This window comes from Cupriavidus sp. P-10 (assembly GCF_003402535.2).
GTDB lineage: Bacteria > Pseudomonadota > Gammaproteobacteria > Burkholderiales > Burkholderiaceae > Cupriavidus.
The window spans coordinates 1,517,674-1,534,767 of sequence record NZ_AP025170.1 but is presented as its reverse complement, the minus strand read 5'-3'; the positions used below and the strand labels follow the sequence as shown (position 1 = coordinate 1,534,767).

Sequence of the window (17,094 nt, the reverse complement as noted above, 5' to 3'; positions counted from 1 at the left end):
CCATGCATGCCATTGAAGAACAGCCTGCGGGCCACGTGGACAGCGCCGACAGGATGCCCAGGATCCACGCCGCAGGAACCACCGCGCTGCTGCTCGATGCCGCAGCCGGCGAATTCGACCAGGCGATACAGGAACGCATCTGGGCGCTTTCCGCCCTGCTGTCGGGGGGCAAGGTGCTTGACGGGGTTCGGGAAACCGTACCGGGCGTCAACAATCTGCTCGTGGTGTTTGATCCTGTGCTGCTGCAGCCTGCCAGCGCCCGCGCTCGCCTGGTCGGCCTCTGGGAGACGCTTGAGGTCAAGGCACGACCGGGCCGGGATATCGAGGTTCCGGTGCTTTATGGCGCAGACGCCGGTGAAGACCTGCCGGCCCTGGCGGCAGGCGCCGGACTGACCATCGAAGCGTTCGTCGGCTTGCACAGCGCCGCAGTGTACTCGGTCGCCTGCATCGGCGCATACCCTGGCTTTGCCTTCCTGACGGGCCTGCCGGCCAGGCTTGCCACGCCGCGCCGGCAGGTGCCAAGGACGAAGGTGGCGAAAGGCTCCGTGGCGATCGGTGGCAGCCACGCCGGGGTAATGCCATGCACGGCCCCGTCCGGCTGGCATCTCGTCGGCATGACGACGCTGGATACGTTCGACCCGCACCGCAGCGTGCCTTGCCTGCTGGCGCCGGGAGACCGTGTGCACTTCAGGGTGGAGGGCATCGCATCATGATCGAAATCCTCTCCACCGGAGCGCCCAACGTCGTCCAGGACCTGGGCCGGCGTGGCCACCTTGGTATCGGGGTGGGCCGCAGCGGCGCGATGGATGCCATGGCGCTGTCCCTTGCCAATGCGCTGGCCGGCAACGACGATGGCGCGGCCGGGATCGAGATCAGCCTGTTCCCGTTCCGCATGCGCTTCCAGTCCGACACGGTCTTCGCTTGCACGGGTTCGGACAGCCGCGTGCTGCTCGACGAGCGCGTACTGGCGCCGTGGTGGAGCAAACGCGCCCGCGCTGGCCAGGTGCTGGTGGTGGAGCGCCCCCGCCGGGGCGCGCGTGCTTACCTGGCCTTCGCCGGCGGCATCGATGTCGCGCCCGTTCTAGGTTCCAGATCGACCGACCTCAAAGGCGGATTCGGCGGCTGGGAGGGACGTGGCCTGCGGCGTGGCGACGTGCTGCCGCTCGCCAATGCGACCCCCGAGGCGACGCCCGCGGCAAAACCCGCGCTGCAAGGCTCAGGGCTCGGCCTGATCCCCAACGACATTCCCGCGTTCTGGCAGGAATTGTCCCAGGGCTGCGTGACGGTACGGGCCGTCCCGGCTGCCGAGTACGAACAGTTCAGCGAGCAGGCCAGGACCGCCTTCACCGGCACCGAGTACAAGGTGACACCCGACGCCAACCGCCAGGGATACCGCCTGGCCGGCGAAGCCCTGACGCTGACCTGGCCGCTGGAACTGCTGTCGCATGGCATCGTGCCCGGAACCGTACAGGTCCCGCCCTCAGGCCAACCCATCATCCAGCTCGCGGAGGCCAACACCTGCGGCGGCTATCCCAAGATCGCCACCGTGATCGAGGCTGATCTGTGGCGGCTTGCCCAGGCGCCTGTCGGCTGCCGCGTGCGATTCATGGCGGTCGGCCAGGACCAGGCCCTTGCCGCATCGCAGGCGCAATCCGAAGAACGCGCGTCACTGCGCAGCAATCTCGCGCTGATGGCGCAACGCCGCTGAAGCCTCCCCCAAACCACATCGACATAAGCAACCATGACCACACAGAATGCAGCAGCCTTGCGCGTCGACCTGAACTCCGACATGGGCGAGGGATTCGGCGCCTACCGCATGGGCGACGACGAAGCCATCCTCGATATCGTCAGCTCCGCCAATATCGCCTGCGGCCTGCACGCCGGCGATCCGGAGATCATGGCCCGCACCTTCGCCCTGGCCAGGGAACGTGGCGTCGCCGTGGGTGCGCACCCCGGTTTCCCCGACCTCTGGGGCTTCGGCCGGCGCATCATCCCGTTCAGCACCGGCGAGATCGAACGGCTGGTTGCCTACCAGATCGGTGCCGCGCAAGCGCTTTCCGCCTACGCGGGCCACCCCATCACCTACGTCAAGGCACATGGCGCGCTCGGCAACCTGACCCAGACCGATGCCGACGTCTCCACCGCCATTGCCCGCGCCATCAAGGCAGTGGATGCCAACCTGGTCTGCCTGACCTTTGCCAACGGCCATCTCGAGCGCATCGGCAAGGAGATGGGGTTGCGGGTATGTGCCGAAGTGTTCGCCGACCGCGCCTACACCGACGAGGGTCACCTGGTGCATCGCAAGATCCCCGGCGCGGTGCTGCACGACGCGCACGAGGCCGCTGCAAGGATGCTGCGAATGGTGCGTGCCGGCGCGATCGAAACCATCTCGGGCAAGCTGCTTCCCGCGCCGATCGAGTCGATCTGCGTGCACAGCGATACCCCGGGGGCAATCGCCATGGCCGCGCAGGTGCGGCGCACCCTCGAGGAGGCTGGCGTCGCGGTACGGGCCTTCAGCTGAGGTGAGCATGCCGATCGATATCGACTTCATAGAGCAGCTCATTGGCATCCTGGAGCGTTCGGCCTTGTCAGGACTGGAGTACGCCGAGGATAGCGGGCGCGTCCGGCTGGTCCGCTCCGGTGCGCCGGAGGCCGACGCTACCGCCACGCTTGCCACGCCAGTGCAGGATGCGCCTGCTCCTGTTGCCGCAGCCATTGCCCCGCAGGACAGGACCCAAACCGTCTCGGCGCCCCTTTCCGGCATGTTCTACGGCGCCCCCGCGCCTGGCCAGCCTGCGTTCGTGGCGGTAGGCGACCTCGTGGAAGCAGGACAACAGCTTGCCATCATCGAAGCCATGAAGATGCTGAACACGGTCGAGGCCGACCACAAGGGCCGCGTTGTCCGGATCGTCGCCACGGATGGCGCCTCGGTGGAAGCCGGCGCGCCGCTCTTCGTGATCGAGCCTGCGGGAGACGACCATGATTGAGACTGTGTTGATCGCCAACCGTGGCGAAATTGCGCTGCGGGTACTGCGGGCCTGCCGCAAGCTTGGCATCCGCACGGTAGCCGTGCATTCCGAGGCCGATGCCAACCTGCGTCACGTCGCGCTGGCGGACCAGGCCTTGTGCATCGGTCCGGCACCCGCGGGCCGAAGCTACCTGGACCAGAACGAATTGCTGCTGGCAGCACGCCTGTCAGGTGCCGATGCGATCCATCCCGGCTATGGCTTCCTGTCGGAAAACGCGGACTTTGCGCAGGCGGTGGAGGATGCCGGGCTGGTCTTCATCGGCCCCACCGCGGCCTCGATCCGGCGCATGGGAGACAAGGTCAGCGCCAAGCGCGCGATGATCGAAGCCGGCGTTCCCTGCGTTCCCGGCTCCGAGGGCGCGCTGACGGACGACATGCAAGCCACGGCGGTGCTCGCCGACAAGGTCGGGTACCCGCTGATCGTCAAGGCGGCAGGTGGTGGCGGCGGGCGCGGCATGCGCATCGTGCGCGAACCGGCCGAGCTTGCCCAGGCAATCGCCATGACCCGCGAGGAAGCCGCACGGGCATTCAACAACCCGCACGTCTACCTGGAGAAATTCCTCGAACGTCCCCGCCATGTCGAAATCCAGGTGCTGGCGGACGCCCATGGCAATGCCGTCTGGCTCGGCGAGCGCGACTGCTCGATGCAGCGGCGCCATCAGAAGGTCATCGAGGAATCGCCGGCGCCGGGCATTCCCCGCGAGGCGATTGCGAGGATCGGTCAGCAATGTGCCAGGGCGTGCCTGCATATCGGCTACCGTGGCGCCGGCACCTTCGAGTTCCTCTATGAGGACGGCGCCTTCTTCTTTATCGAGATGAATACCCGGGTACAGGTGGAGCATCCGGTCACCGAACTGGTCACCGGGATCGACATCGTCGCCGAGCAACTCCGTATCGCCCGCGGCGAGCCGCTCTCCTTCCGACAGGAAGACGTAGTGCTTCGCGGGCATGCCGTGGAATGCCGCATCAACGCCGAACACCCGTGGCGGTTCACCCCGGCTCCCGGCCGTGTCACCGGTTGGGTGCCGCCCGGCGGTCCCGGCATACGCGTGGAATCCCATCTCTATGCAGGCTACGCGGTACCGCCGAACTATGACTCCCTGGTCGCCAAGCTGCTCGCGCATGGTGCCACGCGCGAAGAAGCGATCGCACGCATGCGCGTGGCGCTGGATGAAATCGTGTTGGGAGGCATCGACTCAACAGTGGCGCTGCACCGGGTGCTGATGGACGAACCTGGGTTCGTGCAGGGCGGCTATGACATTCACCACCTGGAACGGTGCCTGGAGCAAGGGCTTGGGGAGCGCGCCTGACATGAACCTTGAAACGATCGAGCGGCTGGCCGAGCGGATGCGATCCGGCACCATGGAACTCCTGGAACTCGAACTGGGCGGCAAGCGCCTGGTGTTGAGCGGGCCCGTGGTGGCGCAAGACAAGACCGCGATAGTGTCCCAGGCTGCAACCCAGCCCCAACTGCGTGGCTGCGATGAAGATTTCATACGGGCGCCAGCAGCAGGCATCTTCCACGCCAGTCATCCACTGGCGGACGAAACCTTTGAACCGGCACGCCTCGTCATCGAGGCCGGGGAGCCAGTCGGCTATTTGCAGGTGGGCGCTGTACTGAGCGCCGTGCTCGCGGGGGAACGCTTAATCCTGGGCGAGCAGGCCGCTGACTGCGGCAGCCTGGTCGGCTATGGACAGGCGTTGTTTGCGTTTGAGAGGGTGCTGTAGGTAACGACAGCGCGTTGCCAGAACCGATCAAGCCCGGCACGCTGCCGGTTTGCTCCCCTCTCCCGCGCGCGGGAGAGGGGAGCGTTTGCCAGAGGTGGCGGCACAGGCAAGCGTTCTCGCCCAGCCTCAGAACGAGCGCGGCATCCCCAGGATATGCTCGCCTACGTAGGAAAGAATCAGGTTCGTCGAAATCGGCGCCACCTGGTACAGGCGCGTCTCACGGAACTTGCGCTCGACGTCGTACTCCGCCGCAAAGCCAAAGCCACCGTGGTACTGCAGGCAGGCATTGGCGGCTTCCCACGACGCATCCGCCGCCAGCATCTTCGCCATATTGGCTTCGGCACCGCATGGCTGGTGCGCGTCGAACAGCTTTGCCGCCTTGAAGCGCATCAGGTTGGCGGCCTCGACGTTGACGAAGGCCTTGGCGATCGGGAACTGCACGCCCTGGTTCTGGCCGATCGGACGGCCGAAAACCACGCGCTCGTTGACGTACTTGGTCACCTTGTCGATAAACCAGTAGCCGTCGCCGATGCACTCGGCGGCAATCAGCGTGCGCTCGGCGTTGAGCCCGTCGAGGATGTACTTGAAGCCCTTGCCTTCCTCGCCGATCAGGTTCTCGACCGGGATCTCCAGGTTGTCGAAGAACAGCTCATTGGTCTCGTGGTTGACCATGTTGAGGATCGGCTGGACAGTCAGGCCCTTGCCGATCGCCTCGCGCAGGTCGACGACGAAGATCGACATGCCTTCCGACTTCTTCGTGCACTCGGCCAGCGGCGTGGTGCGCGCCAGCAGGATCATCAGGTCAGAATGCTGCACGCGCGAGATCCACACTTTCTGGCCGTTGACGACATACTTGTCGCCCTTGCGCACTGCGGTGGTCTTGATCCTGGTGGTATCGGTTCCGGTGGTCGGCTCGGTCACGGCCATCGATTGCAGGCGCAGTTCGCCGCTGGCGATCCTGGGCAGGTACAGCTTCTTCTGCTCGGCGGAGCCGTGGCGCAGCAGCGTGCCCATGTTGTACATCTGGCCGTGGCAGGCGCCCGAGTTGCCGCCGGCACGGTTGATTTCCTCCATGATCACGGAGGCCTGCGTCAGGCCGAGGCCTGAGCCGCCGTACTCTTCCGGAATCAGCGCCGCCAGCCAGCCGGCCTCGGTCAGCGCATTGACGAAGTCTTCGGGGTAGCCCCGCACTTCGTCGACCTTGCGGAAGTACTCCGATGAGAACTGCCCGCACAGGTCGCGGACGGCCTCACGGATTTCCTGGTATTCATCGATTCGGTTCTGCACAGCCTGGTCTCCAACTTCCTGGGGGTTAGTTCAGTTCTGCCGTCGCGCTCATCGCGAGGGCGCCGTCTTCATGGCGGATCCACAACTCGACGGTCTTGCCGTCCGGGCTGCGCTTGCCGCAGACGAAAATGCGCTGCGGCACAAAGGTGGGACGCACGCCTCGGAACGAAAAGGTCTTGACCACGGCGTCCGGCAGGTTGGTGCGCACCAGCTCCAGCAGCAACATCGCCTGCAGCGGGCCGTGGACGATCAGGTCCGGGTAATGCTCGACCGTGCTCACGTACGGCTTGTCATAGTGGATGCGATGGCCGTTGAAGGTCAGTGCGGAAAAGCGGAACAGCAGCACGGGATCGGTTGCCACCTCCTGCGCCCACTCTTCGTCCGTCGGCGCGGGAACCGGGGCCGGTGCGGGCGCATCCGGCGAAGCGCTTTCGCGATAGACGATGTCGTGCTCTTCCGTGACCGCGAGGCCATTGGGGCCCGAGTACTTATGCTCCACTGTGACGAATGCAAGCGAACCCGTGCGGCCGGTCTTTGCACTGACATCGAGGATGCGGGATACCTTGGACGCCGCATCGCCAACGCGCAGCGGCTGGTGGAACCAGAGGCGGCCGCCCGCCCACATGCGGCGCGGCAGCGGCACCGGCGGCAGGAAGCCGCCGCGGCTGGCGTGGCCGTCCGCGCCGATCTCTGACTGGCGGTGCAGCGGCAGGAAGTAGAGCCAGTGCCAGAGGGGCGGGATGCCGTCGCCGCGCGTCGCCGCGGCGTGTTCATAGTCGAGTGTTGCCGACAGCGCCTTGACGGGATACGCGGTGATCTCGTCCTGGCTTTCCGTGGTCTTGCCGATCCATTCCTTCAACTTAACAACGTCCATCACGTCTCTCTGGTCTCTGGTGTTGATTGCGTGGTTCCACTATGCCTGCTGGCGCGGCCGGTTCCCATTCGAAAGTTCTGAACGAGCCATTCGCTCGCACGGAAAGGTGTTCTCAGTGATTGCGCCCCGCCTGGCGCAGCAGGTCCGTGGCACGGGCGATTACCGGGGCGTCTACCATCTCGCCGTCGAGCTGGAATGCGCCTGGGCTGGTCTTGGCAGCCGCGATGACGCGCTCGGCCCACGCCACCCGGGCGTCAGAGGGCCGATACGCCGCATTCACGGCTTCCACCTGCGAGGGATGGATGCACAGCTTGGCGCCGAATCCCAGCCGGCGTCCGCGCACGCTGGCGGCGCCAAGCTCATCCGCATCGGCAATGGACACGGTCACGCCGTCCACCGGCGCCGCGATGCCCGCCGTGCGCGACGCCAGCACGAGCATCGAGCGGAAAAACAGCAGTTCTTCGTCGTCGCCCTCGATGCCCAGCTCGGTGCGGAAGTCCACGGTGCCGAAGATCAGCCGCTCCACGCCTGGCGCCGCAGCTATCTGCGCCACGTTGGTCATGCCCGCGGCGGTTTCGATCAGCGGCAGCACCTTGACCTGCGGTGGCAGGTGCCGCGTCACCTGCGCAACCTGCCCGGCACTCTCGGCTTTCGGCAGCACCACGCCCTGCACGCCAGGACTGAGGCAGGCACGCATGTCGTCCTCGAACCAGCGCGTCTGCGTGGCGTTGATGCGGACCAGCCCGGTGCCGCCTGCTGCCAGGTATTCAGCCAGCAGGTGCCTGGCGCGGTCCTTGTCGCTTTCGGAAACCGCATCCTCCAGATCCAGGATGACCCGGTCGGCACCGGATGCATGGGCCTTGGCAAAGCGCTCAGGCCGGTTGGCCGGGACGAAGAGGTAAGAGCGGGCAATGGCGGTGGTAGTCATGGGAACCCTGCTGGCGTACGGGCGAGCGCCGCCTTCCCGCCGACAGGCGGGCGTAGAGCGGCAAGACATGGTGGCGGCAAGACATGGTGGGGAAAAGCGAGCGGCGCGGGCTAGATGGCGCCTTCCGAATGGAGGCGCGCGACGTCGTCGCCGGTGTAGCCGAGTTCGCGCAGGATCGCTTCGCTGTGCTCGCCCAGCGCCGGGATGGCGTCCATGCGCGGCTCGAAGGCATTCGACTGCCCCGGCGGCAGCAACGCGGGTATCACGCCGACCGGGGACTGGACCGAGGTCCAGCGCTCGCGTGCCTTGAGCTGCGGGTGATTCCACAGGTCCCGCATATCGTTCATGCGCGCGTTGGCGATCTGGGCGCGCTCCAGCCGCCCGACCACGTCGTCGATTGTCAGTGCGGCGAAGACATCGGTGATGATCTGCGTCAGCTCGGCCCGGCTCTTCGAGCGCAGCGAGTTGGTGACGAAACGCGCGTCGGTGGCCAGTTCCGGCCGCTCCAGCACCACACGGCAGAAAGCCTCCCATTCGCGCTCGTTCTGCAGCCCCAGGATGATGGTCTTGCCGTCTCCGGCGGTGAACGGGCCATACGGGAAGATGGTGGCATGCGAGGCGCCGGCGCGCGGCGGCGGCGTGGCGCCGTCGAAGGCGTAGTACAGCGGGAAGCTCATCCACTCGGCCATGCTTTCCAGCATGGACACATCGATATGGGCGCCCTTCCCCGTCTTGCCGCGCTGCAGCAGCGCCGCCAGGATATTGGTGTAGGCATACATGCCGGCCGCGATATCCGCGATCGAGCAGCCAGCCTTGGACGGGCTCTCCGGCGTGCCGGTGATCGAGACGAAACCGGACTCCGCCTGGATCAGCAGGTCATAGGCCTTCTTGTCGCGGTATGGGCCGTCGTTGCCGTAGCCGGAGATGTCGCAGACGACGATGCCTGGATAGCGTTGCGACAGCGCCTGGTACGACAAGCCCAGCCGGTCGGCCGCGCCCGGCGCCAGGTTCTGCACCAGCACATCGGCCTGGTCCAGGATCTTCTGCAGGATGGCGGGGGCTTCCGGGTGCTTCAGGTCCAGCGCCAGGCTTTCCTTGGAGCGGTTGGTCCAGGCAAAGTGGGACGACATCCCGTCAACGCGCTCGTCGTAGCCGCGCGCGAAATCGCCGACCTTGGGCCGTTCGATCTTGATGACCCGAGCGCCCAGGTCTGCCAGCTGGCGGGTGCAGAACGGCGCAGCAATCGCATGCTCCAGGGAAACCACGGTAATGCCATCAAGAGGACGCATAGCAGCCTTTTCGTGAAGATTGCGTTTGCACCGCCACAGCGCGCGCAAACAACGGTGATCCGGTTGCGGCCCGTTGTGCCGGCCGCCAATGCATCAAGTCTCGCAGCACGGGCCGGCGCGGTAAATCTCGTTTTCTCGAAGCAGCCGTTCGCTCGGGCCGAAAGCACCGCCGCACAACGGCCAGCCGCGGTTTGCGCCACCTGAAGTGCCTTGATAGAGTTACGGCCAAGGAGCCCCCATGCATTTCGATTTTGCCGACCTCAGGCTGTTTGCCCGCATCGCCGAAGAGGAAAACCTGTCGCGCGGGGCGAGAAAGGCATTTCTGTCGCCAGCCGCCGCCAGCGCCCGGCTCAAGGCGCTGGAAGACCAGCTCGGCACCCGCCTCTTCTACCGGGAAAGCAAGGGCCTGGCGCTGACTCCAGCCGGCGAGCGCCTGTTGCGGCATACCCGCGTGATCGAACGGCAGTTCGAGCATGTCCGGAGCGAGTTCGAGGAGTATTCGAAAGACTCCGTCGGCCATATCCGCATCTTTGCGAACACCACGGCCGTCACCGAATTCATGCCCGAGGTGCTGGCGCGCTTCATGGCCGAACGCCCGGCGGTCACTGTCGACCTGCAGGAGCGCCTGACGCGCGACATCATTCGCGGCGTGCTGGATGGCAGCGCGGATCTCGGCATCATTTCCGGGCCGCTGAACCCGGATGGGCTGGAGGTCATCCACTTCAGTACCGACAAGCTGGTGCTGGCCACGCCGATAGGGCATCCGCTCACGCGGAAGGAAAACGTCACCTTCGACGACACGCTCGACTACGAGCACGTCAGCCTGCATGAAGGGAGCACGCTGCATGCCTTCCTGACCGAACTCGTGCGCGACCAACGGCGCAAGCTGCAGATCCGCATCCAGATCCGCAGCTTCGAGGCGATGTGCAGGATGATCGAGGCCGGGGTGGGGATCGGCGTGGTGCCATTGTCGGCAGCGTTGCGCCATCGGCAGACGATGAAGATCGACATCATCGAACTGCCGGAAGCGTGGGCGGTTCGCGAGCGCGCGGTGATCGTGCGGGAACTGGACGGCCTGCCCGGCTGCGCGAAGGCGCTGATCGATGAGCTGATCGAAGTGGCGCAGGCCGCGGGCGGGAGCCCGGAAGACGCGCTTTCACGGTGACCCGCGAGCGCAGTTTGCAGACTGCGCAACTGCCGAGGCAAGGCACTCTCCCCGCCTGCAGGCGAGGAGGCTTCGGCAAGACGCGAATTAGCGGATGGTGAAAGGATTGCCGGTGGCCGCCCCCGTGTTGATCCACACACTCTTGGTCTGCAGGTACGAGTCGATGGCGGCGCTGCCGTTTTCCCGGCCGAGGCCCGAGTCCTTGTAGCCACCGAACGGCGACATGAAGCTGACTGCGCGATAGGTGTTCACCCACACCGTCCCCGCCTGGATCCGCTCGGACATGCGGAAAGCGCGGCCGATATCGGACGTCCATACGCCGGCACCCAGCCCGTAGCAACTGTCGTTGGCGATCGCGATGGCATCGTCTTCGTCGCGGAACTTCAGGATCGACAGGACCGGCCCGAAGACCTCCTCCCGGGCGATGCGCATGGCGGAGGAAACGCCGGCGAAGATGGTCGGTTCGACAAACCATCCCTGGCAGGATGCGGGCTTGCCACCGAGCAGAAGCTCCGCGCCCTCTTCCTGCGCGATCTTGATATACGAGAGCACCTTGTCGTACTGCGCGGGCGTGGTGATCGGCCCCACCTGCGTGGTGGCATTCATCGGGTTGCCGAGCCTGGCGGTCCGCGCCAGCGCCAGCAGTTTCTCGACAAAGACGTCGTGGATATCTTCCTGCAGCAGCAGCCGGGAACCCGCGATGCAGGTCTGGCCGCTCGCGGCGAAGATGCCCGAGACGGCGCCGTTGACGGCATCGTCCAGCTTTGCATCGCTGAAGACGATGTTCGGCGACTTGCCCCCCAGCTCAAGGCTGACGTGCTTGAACTGCGCCGCGCATTGCTGGTTGATGACGCGCCCGGTGGCATCGGATCCCGTGAAGGTGACCTTCCTGACCAGCGGATGCGTCACCAGCGGCGAGCCAACTTCGGCGCCAAACCCGGTCACCACGTTGAACACCCCCGCGGGGAAGCCGGCTTCCTCGAACAGCAGCGCCAGCTCCAGTGTCGACACGGAGGTGAATTCCGACGGCTTCACCACCACCGTGCAGCCCGCCGCCAGCGCGGGCGCGATCTTCCACGCCAGCAGCATCAGCGGCGAGTTCCACGGCGTGATGGCCGCCACCACGCCCAGCGGTTCGCGCCGCGTGTAGTTGAAGTAGCCCTGCTTGTCGAGCGGGATGACCGAGCCCTCGACCTTGTCGGCCAGCCCCCCGAAGTAGTAGAACCACTGCGGCAGGTATTTCAGCTGGGCACTCATCTCCGCCAGCAGCTTGCCGTTGTCCTGCACTTCGAACTCGGCCAGCCGCTCGGCGTCGCGCGCGATCAGGTCGCCGAGCTTGCGCAGCAAGGCGCCACGCTGCGTCGCTGTCATCTCCGGCCACGGGCCGGCGCGGAACGCCCGGTCGGCCGCCTGGACGGCATGGTCGGCATCCGCTGCGGTGCCGCGGGCCACTTCGGCCCAGGCTTTGCCGGTATAGGGATTCTGGGTTTCAAACCAGCGGCCGTCGTCGGCATTGACGAAGGCCCCGTCGATGAACATTTGATACTGCTTCATGGCGCGATGCGGTCCGGGTTCGAATTCTGGTTCGGGTAGGCAGGCTAGAACGGTGCGAAGCCGAGATGCTGGCGAAAGCGGTTCTTGACGTAAGTGCCATCGCGCGGCGGCAGTGCGCGCTGCGGCTCGTCCGTCGAGATATAGACCTGCGCCACGGTCATGCCGTCGGCCTTCCTGATCTGGTGTGCGAGCTGTTCCACTTGCTCGATATCCGTGATTTCCAGCGTGGTCGGCACACCGACGGCCTTCGCCACCTGGGCCAGGTTGGTACCCAGGCTGGTGTGGCTCTGCTGCATGCCGGTCTCGCCGAAGTGGCCGTTGTCCAGGATGATGATATTCAGGTTCTTCTGCCCTTGCGCCGCGGCCGTAGCCAGGCTGCCGATGCCCATCAGCTGCTCGCCGTCGCCGGTGATGGCGATCACCGTCTTTTCCGGCTGCGCGATGGCCAGGCCCAGCGCCAGCGAGGTGGAGCCGCCCATCGCCCCCCACAGGTAGAAGTTGCCAGGGCGGTCGCCGGCGGCAAACACGTCGTACGAAGGCGAGCCGAGGCCGGTGACGACGAGGGCGTCAGGAAATTGCTTGAGCAGTTCGGCGACGAACTTGCGGCGGTCAAGGCCGGGATGGGCGTGCTTGGAGGTCGAGGTAGTCATGGGTTTAGCGCATCCACTTTTTGCGGCCGATCAGGCTCTGGGACAGGAGAACGGCAACGCGGTTGCCAGCGTCGAAGGCAGAGGCCAGGCCGGCGTCGACCAGCTCGGCGGCGTCTTCCGGCGAGTTCACGCGGTAGACGGTGATCCCCATCAGCTCCAGCGCCTGCTGGGTAGCCAGGCCCATCGGGTTTTGCCAGGGATTGAACTCGGCGTACTCGCCGCGCATGGTGACCAGCGTGAAGAACGGGAACTGGCAGCTTCCCAGCAGCGAGAACATGTTCACGCAGTTGCCGACTCCGCTGCTCTGCATCAGCAGCACGGCGCGCTGGCCGCCCAGCCAGGCGCCGCTGACGACGCCAACACCTTCTTCCTCGGTGGTCAGCACCACGTCACGGATATCAGGATCGGCCCTGGCGCGCCGGATCACATGCGAGTGGCCGGCATCCGGCACGTAGGCCACCTGGCGAATGTCGTTTTGCTTGAGGGCCTGGAAGATGTCTTCCTGCCAGGCAAGGGGGTCAGCGTGGGGAGTAGTCATAGCGGGACATGGATAGAGAATTGCGACATGGAGAACTGCGGCGGGAACGTTTGCTATCATAGAGTTGATTAGCTGGCGCCATGAAATACAATAAATTGATGCCTGCAATCACAAACCTGCATGCCAACCAGCCACTCCCCGACGCATGGACATCAAGCAACTGCGCGCCCTGTTAGCCATCGCCGAGACCGGCAGCGCCACCAAGGCGGCCGAGTTGCTGCGCATCGTGCAGCCTGCCGTGTCGCGGCATGTGCGCCTGCTTGAGGAAGAACTGGGCGTCGAGCTGTTCGAGCGCGAGCGCCATGGCATGGTCCTGACCGACGCGGGCCGCACCCTGGTCGAATACGGACGCCGGGCGCTGCAGGAACTCGACCGGGCCCGTGCGGAAATCAAGCCGGCGGCAGGCGCGATTTCAGGCACCGCGGTGATCGGGCTGCTTCCCAGCACTTGCGAGCTGCTTGCGGCCGAACTGGTCGCGACCGTCAAGGCCAGGCACCCGCAACTCGGAATACGCCTCAACGTGGGCTATGCGGGCAACCTGCTGCAGTGGCTGGAGGCTGGCGACGTCGAGGTCGCCCTGCTCTACGACACCAAGGCGTCCCCCGGCCTGCAGGTGGAGCCGCTGCTCGATGAACAGCTTTACCTGATCGGACCGGCCGGCAGCCTGTCGCCCGGCGAGGACGAGACCGTCGAGCGCCTGCGCGACCTGCCCCTGATCCTGCCCAATGCCCCGCACGGGCTGCGCAGCGTGGTGGAGCATGCGTGCGCAGTGGCGGGGTTCAGCCCGACCATCGCCGTCGAAACCAACTCGCTGGCGGTGCAGAAGAACCTCGTGGCGAAGGGCTTCGGTTTTACCGTGCTGCCGAGTTCGGCGGTTTCGGGAGAGATGGAGGATGGCGTCCTTGCGGGCGCGCCGGTCGTCTCGCCGAACCTCGCCCGGCGCATCGTGCTGGCCCACGCCGCCACACGGCGGCTGACGCCCGCGACCAGTTTCGCTGCCGCGGAACTGGTCGCGCTGATGAAGCGGCTGGTGCTCGATGGCGCCTGGCCGGGGGCAACGTGGATCAGTGACTGACCCAGCAACAGGCCCCCTGTTTGCAAAGATTTACAAATTGCACGGCAGCCAGCGCTAGCTGCAGCAGCGCATTGGAATTCAAGCATCACTTCGCGAGAACCCTTGAATCCGAGTTGCGAACAAGCGATGTCACCCGAGTCACTTTCCCCGAGAAAAAGCATGCAAGGCGTTGCAGTAGGGTTAGATCGAATATGTTACTGAATGTAAATCGCGTAACTTAAATGCATGTTGTTGCACCGGTATTGCGACGCAATGCCGGTAGCCCTGAGTCGTGGGGACGTCATGCAGCATTCCAATCGATTCGCGTGCGGCCTGAGCCGTGCGCTTGCATCCGGCCGCAGCTGCCGGACCAGCCGTCCCGGCAAGGCGCACGCTACCCGCGCCCAGGCAATTCGGCATCGACGACACCTTGGCCGTGCGCGGCACCTCGCGGCGCACTGCCCACCTCCCTCCGGCCGAGCCGCGTTACAAGCCTGCCGCCCGCCCGTCCACCTTGAACGAAGTCGGTCCTGCCGCTGTCCGGCGCACCCTGTGCGCTGAAGCGATCGCGGCATCGCGCCAGCAAGAGGCCACGCGCGGTTTGCAGCTCCCGGCCTCGGAACAATGCAGCAACCATTTTTTCAGAAGACGGGGATTGCCATGGCGCTCTATGCTCTGCGTGAACTCACGCTGCAGTCGGTCGGGCCGCTCGGGGCCATGATCGAGGCAGGCCAGCGTGCAGTCGGTTTCTGGGGCGAGTCCCTCGCGTGGGTGCCAGGGATGCGCGAGGCCGGCGCCGCGCTTGATTTATTCACGCGTCTGACCAAGTCCTACGGGAAACCTGGCTTCGCCATCGACCACGTCATCGCGTGTGGGCAACGGGTGGCTGTCACCGAGACCGTGCTGATTGAGGCGCCCTTCTGCCGGCTGCTGCATTTCAGGAAGGACATGCCGAGCCCCGGTCCCCGTGTGCTGCTGGTGGCGCCGCTCTCGGGCCACTACGCCACGCTGCTGCGCCCGACGGTCGAAGCATTGCTGGCCGAGCATGATGTCTACATCACCGACTGGGCCGATGCGCGCCTGGTCCCACTTCACGCCGGCGACTTCGACCTTGGCAGCTATGTCGACTACCTCAAGCAGTTCATGCGATACCTCGGCGCCGGCACGCATGTGGTAGCGGTATGCCAGCCGGGCGTCCCGCTGCTCTGTGCGGTCGCGCAGATGGCCGAGGACAACGAGCACGCCCAGCCCCGCTCCATGACGCTTATCGCCGCGCCGATCGACACCCGCGTCAGCCCGACTGCGGTCGACCAGTTCGCGCAGAAATATCCGTTGTCATGGTTCGAGTCGAATGTCATCGAACGGGTACCCGACAGCTACCCCGGACGGGGGCGCCGGGTCTATCCCGGCTTCCTGCAGCTTGCGGGCTTTATCTCGATGAACGTCGCACGCCACGCTGGTGCTCACCTTGACTATTACTGCCACCTGGTCGATGGCAGGCAGCACGAAGCCGCCAGGCATCGCCAGTTCTATGACGAGTACAACGCCGTGCTTGACGTGCCGGCCGAGTACTATCTGGAAACCATCCAGAAGGTCTTCCTTGAGCATCACCTGTGCCGCGGCTGCATGGAAATCGGCCAGCGCCGTGTCCACCCCGAGGCAATCACGAATGTTTCGCTGCTGACCATCGAAGGCGGCGAGGATGACATCACCGGCCGGGGCCAGACCGAAGCGGCCCACGCACTCTGCCCAGGCCTTGCCGCCGACAGGCGCGCACACCTGGTCGTTGACGGCGTGGGCCACTATGGGACGTTCGCCGGCCAGGGCTTCCGGCAATCCATCCTGCCGGCCATTACGCAGTTCATCCAGCAGTGCACGGACTGAGCGCGATGTTTCATCGGCAAGCGCGGCTACACGGACCGGCGATGTAGCAATCACTACGTCCCTCGGCACGAACGGCCAGTGCGCGGCGGCGATTGAATCTTGTCGCGCCCAGATCGTGCTACCGTCGTAACCTGCATTGCAGTCACGGATGCCAACGAGCTGAAGAGAGCCATCATGCGCGCCTGCCGGCAAGCCCGCCCTGCCGCCAGGGCCGCCGGGGTCTGGTTGCTGGTGGCGGCCATGGCCGCCGGGGCCTGGCTGGTGCCGCGCATCGCGCAGCCGCCGCAATATCATCGTTTTGCCGACCCCTACGTCTGCTTCGGCACGCCCCATTGCCTCGACATCGGCTCGAACCTGCTGTTCCTGCTCGCGGGCGCGGCCGGCCTGCGCTATCTGGGCGTCACCGCTGCCAGCCGCGCGTTTATCGCTCCGGCCGAAGCCTGGCCTTACCGGGTGCTTTTTCTGGCCGTATTCCTCGTGGGCCTGGGCTCGGGCTATTACCACCTGGCACCGGACAACCAGCGGCTGGTGTGGGACCGCGCTCCGCTGGCACTCGCGCTGATGGCCTGGCTGGGCGCCAACGTGTGCGAGCGCGCCAGCCTGAAGGCCGGCTTGCGGCTGCTGCCGCTGCTGCTGATCGTGGGGCCGGCCAGCGTCGGCTACTGGGCATGGAGCGAAGCCCGCGGCAGCGGCGACCTGCGCCCTTACCTCCTGGTCCAGGCCTGCGCCATTCTGGTGGTACCGCTGCTGCTCTGCCTCTATGCACCGCGCTACACGGGCGACCGGGACGTGCTGGCCATCACCGGCTGCTATGTGCTGGCACTGGTTTGCGATGTACTGGACCACCAGATCGCTGCGCTGACGGGACTGGTCAGCGGACACACCCTCAAGCACGTCATCGCAGCGCTGGCCGTCTATGGCGTCGTGCTTCGGCTGAAACGGCGCCGCATCGTGGAGGAAGGAACTGCTGCGGCCTAGAATCAAGCTGCCCTTTGGCGATTGAATCGCTTTGTCCGCTCCCGCCTGCCATGCACCGCTGGTCGTGCGCGGCTGGCATGCGATAGAAGGCTATCGCCTCACGCCAACCGGAACCTGCCCCGGCTTCGGTGGACGCC

General features: G+C 65.7%; 17 protein-coding genes. 10 read left to right on the top strand and 7 right to left on the bottom strand.

Annotated elements, in window-relative coordinates; translation table 11 throughout:
* Positions 1 to 2 precede the first annotated feature (2 nt).
* Genes pxpB through CTP10_RS07090 form a run of 6 tightly spaced genes read left to right on the top strand, consistent with a single transcriptional unit; the run spans position 3 to position 4,756 of the window.
* On the top strand, positions 3 to 713 hold the full coding sequence (gene pxpB, locus CTP10_RS07115) for a 5-oxoprolinase subunit PxpB (RefSeq protein WP_199414723.1): 711 nt from the start codon (positions 3 to 5) through the stop codon (positions 711 to 713).
* Positions 710 to 1,708: a biotin-dependent carboxyltransferase family protein gene (locus CTP10_RS07110; protein ID WP_116323275.1), complete on the top strand. Its 999-nt coding sequence runs from the start codon at positions 710 to 712 to the stop codon at positions 1,706 to 1,708. Before pxpB ends, CTP10_RS07110 begins: the two co-directional genes overlap by 4 nt.
* A gap of 33 nt (positions 1,709 to 1,741) precedes the next feature.
* Positions 1,742 to 2,521: a LamB/YcsF family protein gene (locus CTP10_RS07105; protein WP_116323276.1), complete on the top strand. Its 780-nt coding sequence runs from the start codon at positions 1,742 to 1,744 to the stop codon at positions 2,519 to 2,521.
* A 7-nt stretch (positions 2,522 to 2,528) separates the two neighbouring features.
* A complete protein-coding gene (locus CTP10_RS07100) occupies positions 2,529 to 2,987 on the top strand; it encodes an acetyl-CoA carboxylase biotin carboxyl carrier protein (RefSeq protein ID WP_147316315.1) in 459 nt (152 codons plus the stop codon).
* The gene (gene accC / locus CTP10_RS07095) at positions 2,980 to 4,338 is read left to right on the top strand and encodes an acetyl-CoA carboxylase biotin carboxylase subunit (RefSeq protein ID WP_116323278.1); all 1,359 of its coding nucleotides are present in this window, start codon (positions 2,980 to 2,982) and stop codon (positions 4,336 to 4,338) included. Before CTP10_RS07100 ends, accC begins: the two co-directional genes overlap by 8 nt.
* Before the next feature lies 1 nt (position 4,339).
* Entirely contained in the window at positions 4,340 to 4,756 is a 417-nt protein-coding gene (locus tag CTP10_RS07090; RefSeq protein WP_147316316.1) for a hypothetical protein, read from the top strand.
* A gap of 126 nt (positions 4,757 to 4,882) precedes the next feature.
* Here the strand turns inward: CTP10_RS07090 and CTP10_RS07085 are convergent, their stop codons facing one another.
* The 4 genes from CTP10_RS07085 to CTP10_RS07070 form a co-directional block, all read right to left on the bottom strand.
* Positions 4,883 to 6,043, bottom strand: coding sequence for an acyl-CoA dehydrogenase family protein (locus CTP10_RS07085; RefSeq protein ID WP_116323280.1), 1,161 nt, complete (start codon positions 6,041 to 6,043; stop codon positions 4,883 to 4,885).
* A gap of 25 nt (positions 6,044 to 6,068) precedes the next feature.
* Complete coding sequence (locus CTP10_RS07080; RefSeq protein WP_116323281.1) at positions 6,069 to 6,917, bottom strand: FAS1-like dehydratase domain-containing protein; 849 nt, start codon at positions 6,915 to 6,917, stop codon at positions 6,069 to 6,071.
* A 112-nt stretch (positions 6,918 to 7,029) separates the two neighbouring features.
* A complete protein-coding gene (locus CTP10_RS07075) occupies positions 7,030 to 7,845 on the bottom strand; it encodes an HpcH/HpaI aldolase/citrate lyase family protein (RefSeq protein WP_116323282.1) in 816 nt (271 codons plus the stop codon).
* A gap of 110 nt (positions 7,846 to 7,955) precedes the next feature.
* Positions 7,956 to 9,134, bottom strand: a complete 1,179-nt coding sequence (locus CTP10_RS07070) for a CaiB/BaiF CoA transferase family protein (RefSeq protein WP_116323283.1) — start codon at positions 9,132 to 9,134, stop codon at positions 7,956 to 7,958.
* 238 nt (positions 9,135 to 9,372) lie between these two features.
* On the opposite strand from CTP10_RS07070, the gene CTP10_RS07065 reads away from it, so the two are divergent.
* The gene (locus CTP10_RS07065; protein ID WP_116323284.1) at positions 9,373 to 10,299 is read left to right on the top strand and encodes a LysR family transcriptional regulator; all 927 of its coding nucleotides are present in this window, start codon (positions 9,373 to 9,375) and stop codon (positions 10,297 to 10,299) included.
* Between the two features lie 87 nt (positions 10,300 to 10,386).
* On the opposite strand, the gene CTP10_RS07060 is transcribed toward CTP10_RS07065, so the two are convergent.
* From CTP10_RS07060 to CTP10_RS07050, 3 genes are read right to left on the bottom strand one after another with little or no spacing between them, the layout of a single operon-like run.
* Complete coding sequence (locus CTP10_RS07060; protein ID WP_116323285.1) at positions 10,387 to 11,853, bottom strand: aldehyde dehydrogenase; 1,467 nt, start codon at positions 11,851 to 11,853, stop codon at positions 10,387 to 10,389.
* A 44-nt stretch (positions 11,854 to 11,897) separates the two neighbouring features.
* Positions 11,898 to 12,503: a thiamine pyrophosphate-dependent enzyme gene (locus CTP10_RS07055; RefSeq protein ID WP_116323286.1), complete on the bottom strand. Its 606-nt coding sequence runs from the start codon at positions 12,501 to 12,503 to the stop codon at positions 11,898 to 11,900.
* 4 nt (positions 12,504 to 12,507) lie between these two features.
* A complete protein-coding gene (locus tag CTP10_RS07050; protein ID WP_116323287.1) occupies positions 12,508 to 13,041 on the bottom strand; it encodes a thiamine pyrophosphate-binding protein in 534 nt (177 codons plus the stop codon).
* Positions 13,042 to 13,186: 145 nt separating this feature from the next.
* On the opposite strand from CTP10_RS07050, the gene CTP10_RS07045 reads away from it, so the two are divergent.
* From CTP10_RS07045 to CTP10_RS07035, 3 genes are all read left to right on the top strand, one after another.
* The gene (locus tag CTP10_RS07045; protein ID WP_116323288.1) at positions 13,187 to 14,116 is read left to right on the top strand and encodes a LysR family transcriptional regulator; all 930 of its coding nucleotides are present in this window, start codon (positions 13,187 to 13,189) and stop codon (positions 14,114 to 14,116) included.
* 639 nt (positions 14,117 to 14,755) lie between these two features.
* Positions 14,756 to 15,979 (top strand): polyhydroxyalkanoate depolymerase, encoded by a 1,224-nt coding sequence (locus CTP10_RS07040; protein WP_116323289.1) that lies wholly within the window; start codon positions 14,756 to 14,758, stop codon positions 15,977 to 15,979.
* Between the two features lie 174 nt (positions 15,980 to 16,153).
* Positions 16,154 to 16,957 (top strand): hypothetical protein, encoded by an 804-nt coding sequence (locus tag CTP10_RS07035; RefSeq protein WP_116323290.1) that lies wholly within the window; start codon positions 16,154 to 16,156, stop codon positions 16,955 to 16,957.
* Positions 16,958 to 17,094 lie beyond the last annotated feature (137 nt).

Excerpts from the sequence above, each read along its gene's own strand:
- CTP10_RS07080 (WP_116323281.1), bottom strand. The coding sequence starts at position 6,917 with ATGGACGTTGTTAAGTTGAAGGAATGGATCGGCAAGACCACGGAAAGC.
- CTP10_RS07060 (WP_116323285.1), bottom strand. The coding sequence starts at position 11,853 with ATGAAGCAGTATCAAATGTTCATCGACGGGGCCTTCGTCAATGCCGAC.
- CTP10_RS07090 (WP_147316316.1), top strand. The coding sequence starts at position 4,340 with ATGAACCTTGAAACGATCGAGCGGCTGGCCGAGCGGATGCGATCCGGC.
- CTP10_RS07100 (WP_147316315.1), top strand. The coding sequence starts at position 2,529 with ATGCCGATCGATATCGACTTCATAGAGCAGCTCATTGGCATCCTGGAG.
- CTP10_RS07045 (WP_116323288.1), top strand. The coding sequence starts at position 13,187 with ATGGACATCAAGCAACTGCGCGCCCTGTTAGCCATCGCCGAGACCGGC.
- accC (WP_116323278.1), top strand. The coding sequence starts at position 2,980 with ATGATTGAGACTGTGTTGATCGCCAACCGTGGCGAAATTGCGCTGCGG.
- CTP10_RS07055 (WP_116323286.1), bottom strand. The coding sequence starts at position 12,503 with ATGACTACCTCGACCTCCAAGCACGCCCATCCCGGCCTTGACCGCCGC.
- CTP10_RS07050 (WP_116323287.1), bottom strand. The coding sequence starts at position 13,041 with ATGACTACTCCCCACGCTGACCCCCTTGCCTGGCAGGAAGACATCTTC.
- CTP10_RS07075 (WP_116323282.1), bottom strand. The coding sequence starts at position 7,845 with ATGACTACCACCGCCATTGCCCGCTCTTACCTCTTCGTCCCGGCCAAC.
- pxpB (WP_199414723.1), top strand. The coding sequence starts at position 3 with ATGCATGCCATTGAAGAACAGCCTGCGGGCCACGTGGACAGCGCCGAC.
- CTP10_RS07040 (WP_116323289.1), top strand. The coding sequence starts at position 14,756 with ATGGCGCTCTATGCTCTGCGTGAACTCACGCTGCAGTCGGTCGGGCCG.
- CTP10_RS07035 (WP_116323290.1), top strand. The coding sequence starts at position 16,154 with ATGCGCGCCTGCCGGCAAGCCCGCCCTGCCGCCAGGGCCGCCGGGGTC.
- CTP10_RS07065 (WP_116323284.1), top strand. The coding sequence starts at position 9,373 with ATGCATTTCGATTTTGCCGACCTCAGGCTGTTTGCCCGCATCGCCGAA.
- CTP10_RS07070 (WP_116323283.1), bottom strand. The coding sequence starts at position 9,134 with ATGCGTCCTCTTGATGGCATTACCGTGGTTTCCCTGGAGCATGCGATT.
- CTP10_RS07110 (WP_116323275.1), top strand. The coding sequence starts at position 710 with ATGATCGAAATCCTCTCCACCGGAGCGCCCAACGTCGTCCAGGACCTG.
- CTP10_RS07105 (WP_116323276.1), top strand. The coding sequence starts at position 1,742 with ATGACCACACAGAATGCAGCAGCCTTGCGCGTCGACCTGAACTCCGAC.